The following is a 13,925-nucleotide window of genomic DNA, read 5'->3' on the forward strand; positions in this document are numbered from 1 at the left end:
GTGGCCGCCGGGGCCCGCGGCGGCCACGCCGACCACCTCACCGTCACCGTCACCGGCTCCGGCTCGGCCCGGACGGACGGCGCCTTCGAGCTCTACTGCCACCCCGCTCGGGGCAACCACTTCGACGCGGCGCGGGCCTGCGCCAAGCTCGACAGGATGACGCGCTGGGGCCGCGACCCGTTCGCGCCCGTGCCGCAGGGCGCGCGGTGCACGATGATGTACGGCGGTCCCGCCAGAGCGCATGTCAGGGGGACCTGGGCGGGGCGCCCCGTCAACGCCGAGTTCCGGCGCACCGATGGGTGTGAGATCGAACGCTGGGGCCGCTTCGAACCCATGCTCCCGTCGACCGCTTTGTGACCCGGTTCGTGCCGCAGTAGCGCGCCAGGTCAGGACGAGGGGCACATGTCGGGCGTGCGGTGAGTCGCGCAGTGGCGCGGCATAACCTCCCCGTCATCCGCCTCCGCGTCGCGGGGAAGTGCCCGTAGACTCCATCCCAGCGACCCGCCCCGGCGAGTCGGCAAGGTGCGGTAACAGGGAGGAAGCGTCGTCGTGAGCAGCAGGCCATCCCGAGGCGCTGCTCGCCTCGCAGCCATACTCGACGCCCTCCCCGACGCGCTGTTGCTCGTCAACTGCAACGGCACGGTCGTCAACGCCAACACCATCGCGCTGGAGACCTTCCAGGCGCCGGGCACGGCCCTCGTCGGGCGCGGTCTGCTCGACCTCCTGCCGTCCTTCGACTCCAAGCGCATCCCCGGCTCCATGCGGCGCCGGGACGAGGAGGTCGAGGACCGGACCAAGCCGACGCGGATGGTGGCGCGGCGCACCGACGGGTCCGAGCTGCTGGTCGAGGTGACCAGCGCCAATCTGGAGGACGGCCGCACCCCGTACGAGTCCGCCTTCGAGGCGGCGTACGCCGACCACCGCAACGGCTACACCGGCGACGAGCTGCTGATGCTCGTCGTGCGGGACCTGACCGGGACGCTGGACACCGAGACCGAGCTGGCCCGCCAGCAGCGGCAGACCGAGATGATCCTGCGGGCCGCGGCGGAGGGTGTCGTCGGGGTCGACTCCGAGGGCAAGGTCGTGCTCGTCAACCCGTCCGCCGCGCAGATCCTGGGCTACCGGGCGAGCGAGCTGGGCGGCAAGGAACTGCACCCGCTGATCCACCACTCGCGGGGGGACGGCTCGGCGCTCCCGTGGGAGGACACGCCGCTCGCCGACACCCTCAAGTCCGGGCGCAAGCACCGGGTGCGCGGGCAGGCGCTGTGGGCCAAGGACGGCCGTTCGGTGTCCGTCGACCTGACGACGGCGCCGGTGCGGGACGGCGATCAGCTCGTGGGCGCCGTGATGACGTTCACCGACCGGCGGCCGTACGACGCGCTGGCGGCGCGGCACGCCCAGCTGCTGGCGGTGCTGGGGCAGTCGCTGCGCGGGCCGCTGGAGGAGCTGAGCGGTGAGCTGGGCACTCTCGCCTCCGACCCGGCGGGCCAGCTGTGGCCCGAGGCGAACCAGATCCTGCACCATCTCGCGGCCGGGCACGCCCGGATGACGACGCTGGTGGACAACGTCCTGAGCTACCAGCGGCTGGACTCCGGCAAGGAGAAGCTCGACCTCGTGAAGGTCTCGCTGGACGCGGTGGTCGCGGCCGGTGTGGAGGGCGCGGTCGAGCTGATCGGGCCCGGGCGGGCGCAGTTCGCGGTGCATGCGCCGCCGATAGCGGCGATGGTCGACCCGGAGCGGCTGGCGCAGGCGCTGTCGCATCTGATCGCCGACGTCGCGGGGGTGGACTCGACGGGGCGGATGCCGGTCGGTGCGGCGGCTGCCGGGGCCGGTGGCCGTACGGGGCAGGTCGCCGGTGACTCGACGATCGTGGTGGCGGCGGCCAAGCGCGGCGAGGTCGTACGGATCGAGGTGCGCGGGCCGTACAGCGGCGGCGATCCGGTCCATGAGCCGCTGGTGCGCGGGATCGTCCGGCTGCACGGCGGGCTGATGCAGACGCACGAAATGCCGGGGGCGCCGGGCGGTGCCGGGGCGGGTGGCAGCGCGTATGTGCTGGAGCTGCCGGTGCTGGTGGATGACGCGGCGCCGGACGGGCCGGCGGGCGGCAAGAGTGGCAAGAGCGGTAAGGACAGCAAGGGCGGTAAGGGCGGCAAGGACAAGGCGGCGGGCGGGGGCACCGGCGGCCCGGCGACCGCCGGGGGTGTGCCCGGGACGGACGGCCGCGGGCAGCGCGGCGGCACCGGCGGGGCCGGGGAGCCGCTCGCGGGCGCACCGGACGCCACGGGCGCGGCGCAGCCGACCGGGCGCCGGCGGGCCCGGCATTCGGGCGCGGAGCAGGCGCCGGGCAGCGGTACGGGCGGGGCTGCGCAGGGTCCGGCGGGAGACGGTACGCAGGGCGCGGGACTGCCGTCGGGCATGGCGGGGGCCGAGGCGGTACCGCCGAGCGGCCGGCGCCGGGCGCGGCCGGCGCCGGAGGGCCGGGCCGCGCTGCCCGCACTGCCGTCCGGGGCACCGGCGGCCGCCGGGCGTCCGGGGCAGGGCCCGGGTGCCGGTCCGGCACCCGCGCTGGAGCCCGCCGCTGCGCCGGGGCACGGGCTGACGCCGGCGCTCGGGCCGGTACCGCCGCAGGGACCGGCCCAGGGCCAACTTCCTGGGCAACCACAGGGTTTGGGACCGGTACAGACGGCGGGACGGCGGGCGCGCCGGGCGCTGGCCGAGGCACCGGGCCGGGCGGACGCCACGGCCGCGGTCCCGAACGCGCCGCAGCGGCCGGGCGGTCCCGCGGCGCAGCCGCCCGCCGGGCCGCGTACGCCGTTCGCGCTGCCGCCCGCCGCGGCGGACCAGAACCCGCAGGACCGGGCCGCGCAGCCGGTGCCGGCGCTGCCCGCGGCCGCCGGGCAGCCGGCCGGCCCGCAGGACGGTGCCGGTACGGGGCGCCGCCGGGCGCGCCGTGCGGTGGCCGGCGGACCGGAGCAGGCGCCCGGCGCGCAGCCCGGCGGCGAGCCGGCGACCGCCCCCGCCAACTCCCCTGAGACTCAAGGCGATTGGGCTGCCGAGCCGGCGGAGCCGACCGGCCGGCGCCGGGGGCGGCGGGCAGCGGCCGAGGAGCGCGCGGCGGCGGCGATGGCCGACGCCGAGGCGTCCGGCACGTTCGTGGCGGGCCCCGAGGGCCTTGTCGCGCAGCCCGCCGAAGGGGACGCACCGGCCGCGGCGACCGGTACGGCCACCGGCTCGGCGCCCGGCATCGCCCCCTCCCCGGACGGCGGCCCCGGCACCCCCGCCGGTCCCGCCCCCACGGGCCGCCGGCGCGGTCGCCCCAGCCCCGCCGAGGAGGCCGCGGGCCCGCCCGCACCGGGCGCCGCGCCCGTACCCCCGCAGGGTCCGCCCGCGGCCCACCCGCACCGGCAGCCGCTGCCGCCGGCCGAGGCGGACGCCTCCCAGGGCCGGGCCTTCAGCGTGCGCACGCTCGGCCAGGGTGTGCCGTTCGCCCAGCAGCTCGCCGAGCAGCAGCGTCCGGCACCGCAGCCCGGCGCCGCACCGGCGGGCGGTACGCCGCCCGGCGGCACCTCCGTTGGTTCCGGCCGGCGCCGCAAGCTCGCCGCGCCGCCGCGCGACGGCGAGCGCGGTACGCCCGCCGAGGGCACCGCGCGCGAGGCGCACCCGCCGGCCGGCGCCCAGCCGCCCCACCAGCCCGCCGGGCAGCAGCCGGCCGCCAAGCCGCAGGCGGGGCCGCAGCCGCATCTCATGGAAGCCGGCGAGGGCCGCGCCTTCGCCATCTCGGCACCCGACGAGGGCAGCGAGGGCCCCGAGCCGCTGGACGGCCCGAACGGTGCCATAGAGGTGATCGAGCGTCAGCAGCCGCCGATGGACGACGAGTTGCCGCCTGAGCCGCTGGACAACCCGCGCCGGCTGCTGGTCTGGCCGGCGCCGGACGTCTCCACCCAGCAGGCGCTGAGCGACCGCGGCTACCGCCCGGTGATCGTCAACTCCCGTGAGGAGGTGGACGCGCAGATCGCCGCGTATCCGGCGGCGCTCTTCGTCGACCCGCTGACCGGGCCGATCACCCGCACCGCGCTCCAGTCGCTGCGCCAGGCCGCGGGCGCGGCCGAGGTGCCGGTCCTGGTGACCGCCGGTCTGGGCCAGGCCACCCGCGAGGCCGCGTACGGTGCCGACCCGGCCGTCCTCCTCAAGGCGCTCGCCCCGCGCGACGGCGAGGAGGTTGCGCCGCGGGTGCTGTTGATCGAGCAGAACGACGCCATCGCGGGCGCCCTGACCGCGTCGCTGGAGCGGCGCGGGATGCAGGTCGCGCGGGCCGGCGCGGACGCCGACGCGGTCACGCTCGCGACGCAGATACGGCCGAATCTCGTCGTCATGGACCTGATGCAGGTGCGCCGCCGCCGGGCCGGGATCGTCGACTGGCTGCGCGCCAACGGGCTGCTCGACCGCACCCCGCTGGTCGTCTACACCTCCGCCGACATGGACCCGGCCCAGCTGCCGCGGCTCGCCGCCGGGGAGACGGTGCTCTTCCTGGCGGAGCGCTCCACCAGCGCCGAGGTGCAGGGCCGGATCGTGGACCTGCTGGCCAAGATCGGTACGAACTGACGGTGCGGGGACCGGGCGACCGGACCCCGCAGCGCCCCGGAGGACCGGCTCACGCCAGGTGGGTCACGTCCAGCTCGCCGTCCGCGTACTGCCGCCGCAGCACCTTCTTGTCGAACTTCCCCACGCTCGTCTTCGGCACCGACGGGATGACCGCCCACCGCTCGGGCAGCTGCCAGCGGGCGATCCGCTCGCCGAGGAACGCCCGCAGCTCCTCGTACGTGATCGCCGTACCGTCCGTCAACACCACCGTCGCCAGCGGCCGTTCACCCCACTTCTCATCCGGTACGGCCACCACGGCGGCCTCCGCGACCCCGGGGTGGGCCATCAGGTGGTTCTCCAGCTCCACCGACGAGATCCACTCGCCGCCCGACTTGATGACGTCCTTGGCCCGGTCGGTCAGCGTCAGATAGCCGTCCGGGGTGATCGTCCCGACGTCGCCGGTGCGCAGCCAGCCGTCCGGGCTGAACTTGTCCTCGGGGCGCAGCGGTTCCCCCTGCGCCCCGCCGTAGTACGCCCCCGCGATCCACGGCCCGCGCACCTCCAGCTCGCCGGCCGCGACGCCGTCCCGGGGCAGCTCCTCGCCGTTCGGGCCGATCAACCGGGCCTCGACGGAAGCCGGGAAGCGCCCCTGGGTGGCGCGGTAGGCCCACTCCTCCTCGCCGCTCACCCCGGCCGGCGGGTGCGAGACGCTGCCCAGCGGCGAGGTCTCGGTCATGCCCCAGGCGTGCACGACCCGGATCCCGTGCCGCTCCTCGAATCCGCGCATCAGGGCCGGCGGGCACGCCGATCCGCCGATGACGACGGTGTGCAGGCAGGCCACGTCCCGCTTGCGGGCGTCGAGTTCGGCCAGCAGGCCCTGCCAGATGGTCGGTACGGCGGCGCCGATGGTGGGCCGGACCCGCTCGATCATCTCGGCGAGCGGGGCGGGCTGGAGGAAGCGGTCCGGCATCAGGAGCGAGGCCCCGGCCATGAACGCGGCGTGCGGCAGCCCCCAGGCGTTCACATGGAACATCGGCACCACGGGCAGCGTGATGTCCCGCGAGCTGAGGGCGAACGCCTCGGCGGTGTTCACCTGCATCGAGTGCAGATACAGCGAACGGTGGCTGTACAGCACGCCCTTGGGGTCGCCGGTCGTCCCGGACGTGTAGCAGAGCGCCGCCGCCTCCCGCTCGTCGATCTCCGGCCAGTCGTAGCGCTCCGGCCGGCCGGCGATCAGCTCCTCGTAGTCGTGCACCCGGGCCGGGGATTCCGCGAGCAGCCCCCGGTCGCCGCCCCCGCCGACGACGACCACGTGCTCCACCCCGGGCAGTGCCGGCAGCAGCGGTGCCAGCAGCGGGATCAGCGTCCCGTTCACCAGCACGACCCGGTCCTCGGCATGGTGGACGATCCACGCCAACTGCTCGGCCGGCAGCCGCAGGTTGAGCGTGTGCAGCACCGCGCCCATGGCGGGGATCCCGAGGTACGCCTCCATGTGCTCGGCGTTGTTCCACATGAGCGTGGCGACCCGCTCCTCGGCGGCCACGCCGAGCTCGTCGCGCAGCGCGTGCGCCAGCTGGGCGGCCCGGCGGCCGATCTCGGCGAAGGTACGGCGGTGCGGCTCGGCCTCGCCGGTCCAGGTGATCACCTCGGCTGCGCCGTGGACCGTGGATCCGTGCGCGAGGATTCGCGAGACGGTGAGCGGTACGTCCTGCATCGTGCTGAGCACCGAGTTGCCTCCGCTTGTTACGGGCGGGTAGTGGTGCTGCGATTGTCGAGGCATACCGCTGGGTATGTCACGCCTCCGTGGCGTGTTCTTTACCCCGGCGGCCGGAAAACGGCCGGGTTCGTATCGCTCGAAAGGATGACACCGCCGACGGGGCGGCGGGCAGTGCGTCCGGGACCGGCGCCCTGCCTCCGGGTGCGCTCCCGGTCACACCCGGAGCGCCTCTTCCGAGCCCGTGGCCGGGTCCGCCTTCGGGGTCACCGCCTGGAGGACCAGGACCGAGAGGTCGTCCTCCACGGGTCCGGTGCCGAAGTCGTGGGCGGCCCGGCGGACGTGCTCCGCGAGGGCCTTGGCGCCCAGGCCGAAGCCGTCGCGCAGCACCTCGATCAGCCCGTCGTTGTCGTCCAACTGCCAGTTGCCACACCGGCGTTCGGTGACCCCGTCGGTGACGCAGAGCAGCGTCTCGCCGGGGGCGAGGGTGAAGGTGCTGGCGTGGTACTCGGTGCCCTCGTCGATGCCCAGGAGCATCTGCGGATCGGAGGCGGGCTCGACGGAGCCGTCGGCGAACAGGTGCAGCGGTGGCGGATGGCCGGCGCTGGCGACCGTGCAGCGGGCCCCGGGGACGCCGGAGTCGACGGCGAGTTCGCCGTACAGCAGGCTCAGGAAGCGGGAGCTGGCCTGCTCGCCGCCGACCTCCACCGCCTCGGCGCTCTCCTCGGCCATGGCCAGGTTCAACCGCCCGAGGACCGACTCCACCCCGTGGCCCTCGCGGGCCAGCAGGCGCACCAGGTGGCGGGCCAGCCCGGTCACCGACATCGCCTCGGGGTCCTTGCCCTGGACGTCCCCCAGGAGGAAGCACCAGCGGCACTCGCCCATCGGGAAGATGTCGTAGAAGTCGCCGCCGACGGTCTGCCCCTCGCCGTGCGGCTCGTAGACGATCGCGGTGTCCACGCCGACGATGCTGGCCAGCGAAGCGGGCAGCTGGCGGCGCTGGAGGGCCCGGCTGATGGTGGTCTGGCGGGTGTACTGGCGGGCGGTGTAGACGGCCTGGGCGACCCGGCGCGCGACGTCCTCCACCATCCGTACGACGGTGTCGGTCATCTTGAGCTGGCCCGCCCGGCCGAGCAGCAGCACGCCCTGCTCGGTGCCGCGGGCGACCAGCGGGAAGGCCAGCGCCGAGCCGCCGGAGGGGGCCGCGCCGGCGCATTCCGGCCAGGGCCAGGGGGTGCCGGCGGTACGGACGGTGTCGGTGGGCTGGTCGCGTTCCAGATCGGCGCGGAGCGGGGCGATCCGCCGCTCGTCGACGTGCCAGACGCGGGAGAGCTGCATCTGGCCGCCCTCGTCGCTCAGCCAGATCGCGCACCAGTCGGCGAGCCGCGGCACCAGCAGCTGGGCCGCGAGCGCGGTGACCATGTCCTGGTCGAGCTGGCCGGCGAGCAGTTCGCTGGTCTCGGCGAGGAAGGACGAGCCGCCGCGGTCGGCCCATTCGGAGGCGTGGCCGTGCCGGGGGCGCTCATGGCCGCGGGGCGCGCTCACCGGGGTCTCGGCCGCGTGCGGACGGGGCCCGGAGGTGACGTGCTCGATCCCGCGCACGCCCTCGGTGGCCTCCAGCCGGAACCACACCGTCTTGGTCGCCTTGCGGTACGTCACGCCCCAGGACTCGGCGAGCGCGCTGACGAGCTGGAGGCCGTAACCGGGCTCACCGCTGCGGGCGTCGACCCCGCCGCGTACGACGCGGGAGGGGTGCCGGTCGGAGACTTCGAGGACGATGGCGACGGTGGCCGGACCACGGGGCGCGCTCCCGTCGCCCTGCCCCCCTGCGGTGCCCGCGGCGGGCTTCTGCCCGTACTCCAGCCGGCAGGTCACGTCGATCTCGGTCCCGGCGTACATGACGGCGTTGGTGACCAGTTCGCTCACCAGGAGCACGGCCTGGTCGATGAGTTCCTGGCTGATGGCCGCGGCGCCCGGTGCGGCGTCCGGGGCAGCCGCCCGTTCGGTCAGCAGCGTGCGGACGAACCGGCGCGCCCCGGCGGCTGCCAGCTGGTTCGCCGGCAGCCCTTTGCGGGACACCGATTCGATGTCCTGAGGAGCCGTGGTGTGTGGGGACAGCGGTGCCACTGCGCCCCCTGGCGCGCTGGGGGAAGGTCCAATGACGAGGCGCTTTATACTATGACATATCTGCCCATTTGGATCAGTTCCGGCCAGCTCGAAGGCACCTCACAGGCGAAGGCTCCTCACAGGCTCTGGATCAGATCGATCTCGACCATGGGGGGATGGTGTGCCATGGCGCTCGACCCGACCCGCCCCGGGTCCACTGCTCCCCCGACTCCCCGCCCCGACGGAGAGTGGGTGCGGACGAGCGAGCTGCGCCCGCTGCTCGCGGCCATGCACGCCCTGCGGGACGGCGATTTCACCGCCCAGGTGGAGCGCCCCCAGGACGGCACCCCGACCGACGGCGTGCTCGCCGACATGACCGGCGTCTTCTCCCAGATCGTCGCGCGCAACGCGCATCTGGCCGCCGAGCTCCAGCGCGTACGCCACGAGGTCATCCGGCAGGGCAGGCTGGACGAACGGATCAGCGCGAGCCCCGGCCAGGGCGGCTGGACGACCAATGTCGAGGCGGCCAACACCGTGCTGGAAGCGCTGGTGGTCCCGGTCGCCAAGGCCACCCGGGTGCTGGACGCGGTCGCGGACGGCGATCTGACCCGGCATGTCGACCTGCACGACGGCAACCGCCAGCTCCGCGGCGATCTGCGCCGCCTGGGCAGCGGGGTGAACCGCATGGTCGACCAGCTCTCGCTGTTCACCGGCGAGGTCACCCGGGTCGCCCGGGAGGTCGGCACCGAGGGCCGGCTGGGCGGCCGGGCGAAGGTGCAGGGGCTGTCCGGCGACTGGCTGCACGTGACCGAGGCGGTCAACGCCATGGCGTCGCGGCTGACGGCGCAGGTGCGGGACATCGCGGTGGTGACGACGGCGGTGGCCCGCGGCGATCTGACCCAGCAGGTGACGGTCGAGGCCACCGGTGAGCTGCTGGAGCTGAAGCTCACCGTGAACACCATGGTCGACCAGCTGCGGGCCTTCGCCGACGAGGTGACCAGGGTGGCCCGCGAGGTCGGCACCGAGGGGCAGCTCGGCGGCCGGGCGCAGGTCCGGGGCGTGTCCGGGGTCTGGAAGGACCTCACCGACAACGTCAACCTCATGGCGTCCAACCTGACCTGGCAGGTCCGCAACATCGCCCAGGTGACCACCGCGGTGGCCAACGGCGACCTCAGCCAGAAGATCACCGTCGACGCGCAGGGCGAGATCCTGGAGCTGAAGTCGACGATCAACACCATGGTCGACCAGCTCTCCGCCTTCGCCGACGAGGTCACCCGGGTCGCCCGCGAGGTCGGCACGGAAGGCCGGCTGGGCGGCCGGGCGCAGGTCCGGGGCGTGTCCGGGGTCTGGAAGGACCTCACCGAGAGCGTCAACTTCATGGCGGACAACCTGACCTCCCAGGTCCGCAACATCGCCCAGGTCGCCACCGCCGTCGCGGAGGGCGACCTCGGCAAGACGATCACCGTCGAGGCCAAGGGCGAGATCCTGGAACTCAAGTCGACGATCAACACCATGGTCGACCAGCTCTCCGCCTTCGCCGACGAGGTCACCCGGGTCGCCCGCGAGGTCGGCACCGAGGGCAACCTAGGCGGCCAGGCTCAGGTCAGAGGCGTGTCCGGGGTCTGGAAGGAACTGACCGACAACGTCAACTCCATGGCGCTGAACCTGACCTCGCAGGTCCGCAACATCGCCCAGGTGACCACCGCGGTCGCCAACGGCGACCTGTCCAAGAAGATCGACGTCGACGCCCGCGGCGAGATCCTGGAGCTCAAGGACACCGTGAACACCATGGTCAAGCAGCTGCGGGCGTTCGCGGACGAGGTCACCAGGGTGGCCCGCGAGGTCGGCACCGAGGGCCGCCTGGGCGGGCGCGCCCAGGTCCACGGCGTGTCCGGGGTCTGGAAGAACCTCACCGACAACGTCAACTCCATGGCGGACAACCTGACCTCCCAGGTCCGCAACATCGCCCAGGTGGCCACCGCCGTCGCCCGCGGCGACCTGTCCAAGAAGATCGACGTCGACGCCCGCGGCGAGATCCTGGAGCTGAAGACCACCATCAACACGATGGTCGACACCCTCTCCTCGTTCGCCTCCGAGGTGACCCGGGTGGCGCGCGAGGTGGGCAGCGAGGGCCAGTTGGGCGGCCAGGCCCGGGTCGAGGGCGTCTACGGGACCTGGAAGCAGCTGACCACCAGCGTCAACGAGCTGGCGCTGAACCTGACGACGCAGGTGCGGGCGATCGCCGAGGTCGCCAGCGCGGTCACCCAGGGCGACATGTCCGGGTCGATCACCGTGGACGCGCAGGGCGAGGTCGCCGCCCTGAAGAACAACGTCAACCTGATGGTCGCCAACCTGCGCGAGACCACCCGCGCCAAGGACTGGCTGGAGTCCAACCTGACCCGTATCGCGGGTCTGATGCAGGGCCACCGCGATCTGGTCGAGGTCGCGGACCTGATCCTGCGCGAGCTGACACCGCTGGTGAACGCCCAGTTCGGCGCGTTCTTCCTGGCCGAGGCGGGGGCCGAGCCGGGCGAGGGGCTGGAGCTGATCGCCGGGTACGGGACCGGCCGTCCCGAGGGCCGGCGCGCGCTGCCGCGGCTGCGGATGGGCACCCCCGGCTGGGGCCTGATCACCCAGGCGGCGATGGAGAAGAAGCGCATCCTCGTCGAGGCGGTGCCCTCGGACTACATCACCATCAGCTCCGGGCTCGGCGCGTCGGCCCCGGCCAGCGTCGTCATCCTGCCGGTCCTCTTCGAGGACCAGGTGCTCGGCGTGATCGAGCTGGCCTCCTTCAGCCGCTTCAGCGAGGTGCACCTCGCCTTCATCGACCAGTTCGTGAACACCATCGGCGTCTCCATCAACACCATCATCGCCAACTCCCGTACCGAGTCCCTGCTGTCGGAGTCCCAGCGGCTGACCGCCGAGCTGCGCCAGCGCTCCGACGAACTCCAGCTCACCAACGCCGAGTTGGAGGAGAAGGCCGCACTGCTGGCGACCTCCTCCCAGTACAAGTCCGAATTCCTGGCGAACATGTCGCACGAGCTGCGCACCCCGCTCAACTCCCTGCTGGTCCTCTCCCGCCTCCTCGCCGACAACCCGGAGGGCCATCTCACCCCGCAGGAGGTGGAGTTCGCCGTCACCATCCACCGCGCCGGCTCCGACCTCCTCCAGCTCATCAACGACATCCTCGACCTGTCCAAGATCGAGGCGGGGCGGATGGACGTCCACCCCAAGGCCCTGCCGCTGAAGAAGCTGCTCGACTACGTCCGCGCGACCTTCCGCCCGCTCACCGTCGACCGCGGCCTCAGCTTCGACGTCAGGGTCGGCGACGACGTCCCCGAAGAACTCTTCTCCGACGAGCAGCGCCTCCAGCAGATCCTGCGCAACCTCCTCTCCAACGCGGTGAAGTTCACCTCCACCGGCGGCGTCGAACTGATCGTGGAACGCGTACCGGGCACCGACTTCGAGGAGGAGCCGCTGCGCACCGCCGACGCCGTGATCGCCATGTCCGTCAAGGACACCGGAATCGGCATTCCCCCGGAGAAACTCGACGGGATCTTCGAGGCGTTCCAGCAGTCCGACGGCACCACCAACCGCAAATACGGCGGCACCGGCCTCGGCCTCTCCATCAGCCGGGACATGGCCGCGCTGCTGGGCGGCCGGATCAAGGCCGAGAGCGAGGTGGACGTCGGATCGACCTTCACGCTCTATGTGCCCGCGCGCTACACCGGGCCGTTCCCGGCGCCCGGCCCGGCGTCCGCGCCCCGGCCGGCGGCGAGCGGCGCACAGCCGGGCGCGGGTGCCGTGGCGGCCGGCGGGGCCGACGCGGCGGGCGTGACCGGCAGGACGGCCGGGCCGGGCAACGGAACCGGAGCCCTGGGGCGCCCGGTGCTGGCCGAGCAGCTCACCGGCCCGCCGCCCGCCCTCGCCCCGCGGCACGGCGACGTCTTCCCCACCCAGGAGAGCCTCGCCCCCCGTACGACCGTCCGGCCCGCCGAGGGCGGCGACGTCACCTGGCCCGAGACCACCCGGCTCAAGGACTGGCTGAGCGGACGCGCCGGGCGCGTCCTGGCCGATCGCCGCATCCTCATCGTCGACGACGACATCCGTAACGTCTTCGCGCTGACGCACGTGCTCGGCCGGGTCGGCATCAGCGTGAAATACGCGGAGAACGGCCGCGAGGGCCTGGAGGTCCTCGACCGGGCACCCGATGTGTCGCTGGTCCTGATGGACATCATGATGCCGGAAATGGACGGCTACGAAATGATCCGGGCCATTCGCCGGACCCCCCGGTTCGCCGCCCTCCCCATTGTCGCGCTCACCGCCAAGGCCATGCCGGGCGACCGCGAGAAGGCCATCGAGAGCGGGGCCAACGACTACATCCCGAAACCGGTGGATGTGGACCGGCTGCTGTCGGTGATCTGCGGGCTGCTGGACCCGGCGAACGGCCCGTTCGCGGCTCCCCGGGCGGATTCCGACGTCACCGGTACGCCAACGTCCGGGACGGCAACGGCCGTTACGGCACCGTCCGGGACGACGGGGAACGGGACGACGGCGGACGACCCCGAGACCCGCGCGCCGGACGCCGCCACGCCGGGCGCCGCCGTGCCGGACGCCCCCGAGGTGGGCTCCGCCACGCACCCTCCGGAGAACAGCGAGCACCACCCCGAACCGCAATCCCCCTCCCCCTCCCCCTCCCCCTCCTCTGACACCGCCGCCGCAACCGACGACGGGGGAACGGCAGGGCAGCAGCCATGACACCACCGCAGGAGACAGCCAGCATTCTCATCGTCGACGACATGGAGGAAAACCTGGTCGCCCTCGAAGCCGTACTGGGCTCCCTCGCCCAGAAAGTCGTCCGCGCCCGCTCCGGCGAGGAAGCCCTCAAGGCCATGCTCCGCGAGGAGTTCGCGGTCGTGCTCATCGACGTGCTGATGCCGGGCATGAACGGATTCGAGACGGCGGCCAACATCAAGGGCCTGGATCAGACGAAGGACGTCCCCATCATCCTGCTCACCGGCGCCTCCGTGGACCCCAACTACGCCTACCGCGGCTATACGGTCGGCGCCGCCGATTTCCTCATCAAGCCCTTCGACCCCTGGCTGCTGCGCACCAAGGTCAACGTCTTCCTCGAACTGCACCGCAAGAACCGCCAACTCGCCGCCCAGGCCGATCAGTTGAAGCGCCTGCTGACGGCGTCCGGGGCACGCGCCGCAGAGCCGGCCGAGTCCGCGCTGCCGCCCACGGCGTCCCCCGCACCACCGCAGGAGCCCGCCCCGCCGGACGCCGCCCCGCTGCCGTCCCCTCCCGCCGACCAGGACGAATCCGCCCGCCTCGCCGAGATCGCCAGCCAGCTCGCCCAGATCGAACTCCTGCTGCGCGACGCGAAGGACGCCGAGCAGGCCGGCCTGGCCGACCGCATCACGGCCCTGGAGCAGGGGGTGGGCCGGCTGCTGGTGGGCCGCGGCCCGTAACGGCGGCGCCACGGCCGCCGGACCGGGCCGGCACCGCGGCGGTACCGCGG

Annotated in this window: 6 protein-coding genes; 4 read left to right on the forward strand and 2 right to left on the reverse strand. The window is 73.5% G+C overall.

The features are described from left to right. The coding region (locus tag ACO1BR_RS02355) for an SSI family serine proteinase inhibitor (RefSeq protein WP_426793346.1) at positions 1-357 on the forward strand (357 nt) is incomplete at its 5' end. Between the two features lie 192 nt (positions 358-549). Further along, on the forward strand, positions 550-4,602 hold the full coding sequence (locus tag ACO1BR_RS02360; protein WP_426793347.1) for a PAS domain-containing protein: 4,053 nt from the start codon (positions 550-552) through the stop codon (positions 4,600-4,602). Positions 4,603-4,651: 49 nt separating this feature from the next. Here the strand turns inward: ACO1BR_RS02360 and ACO1BR_RS02365 are convergent, their stop codons facing one another. Together ACO1BR_RS02365 and ACO1BR_RS02370 are read right to left on the reverse strand one after the other, a co-directional pair. Beyond that, on the reverse strand, positions 4,652-6,307 hold the full coding sequence (locus ACO1BR_RS02365) for a long-chain fatty acid--CoA ligase (protein ID WP_426793348.1): 1,656 nt from the start codon (positions 6,305-6,307) through the stop codon (positions 4,652-4,654). A gap of 204 nt (positions 6,308-6,511) precedes the next feature. Next, on the reverse strand, positions 6,512-8,422 hold the full coding sequence (locus tag ACO1BR_RS02370) for a SpoIIE family protein phosphatase (protein WP_426793349.1): 1,911 nt from the start codon (positions 8,420-8,422) through the stop codon (positions 6,512-6,514). 165 nt (positions 8,423-8,587) lie between these two features. On the opposite strand from ACO1BR_RS02370, the gene ACO1BR_RS02375 reads away from it, so the two are divergent. Further along, positions 8,588-13,159, forward strand: coding sequence for a HAMP domain-containing protein (locus ACO1BR_RS02375; protein WP_426793350.1), 4,572 nt, complete (start codon positions 8,588-8,590; stop codon positions 13,157-13,159). Continuing rightward, the gene (locus tag ACO1BR_RS02380) at positions 13,156-13,875 is read left to right on the forward strand and encodes a response regulator (protein WP_426793351.1); all 720 of its coding nucleotides are present in this window, start codon (positions 13,156-13,158) and stop codon (positions 13,873-13,875) included. Before ACO1BR_RS02375 ends, ACO1BR_RS02380 begins: the two co-directional genes overlap by 4 nt. The last annotated feature ends 50 nt before the right edge of the window (positions 13,876-13,925 follow it).

The organism is Streptomyces sp. YGL11-2, assembly GCF_050054615.1.
Classification (GTDB): domain Bacteria; phylum Actinomycetota; class Actinomycetes; order Streptomycetales; family Streptomycetaceae; genus Streptomyces.

Bases quoted from the DNA above. Each gene is read 5' to 3' on its own strand.
- ACO1BR_RS02375 (WP_426793350.1), top strand. From the start codon at position 8,588: ATGGCGCTCGACCCGACCCGCCCCGGGTCCACTGCTCCCCCGACTCCC.
- ACO1BR_RS02380 (WP_426793351.1), top strand. From the start codon at position 13,156: ATGACACCACCGCAGGAGACAGCCAGCATTCTCATCGTCGACGACATG.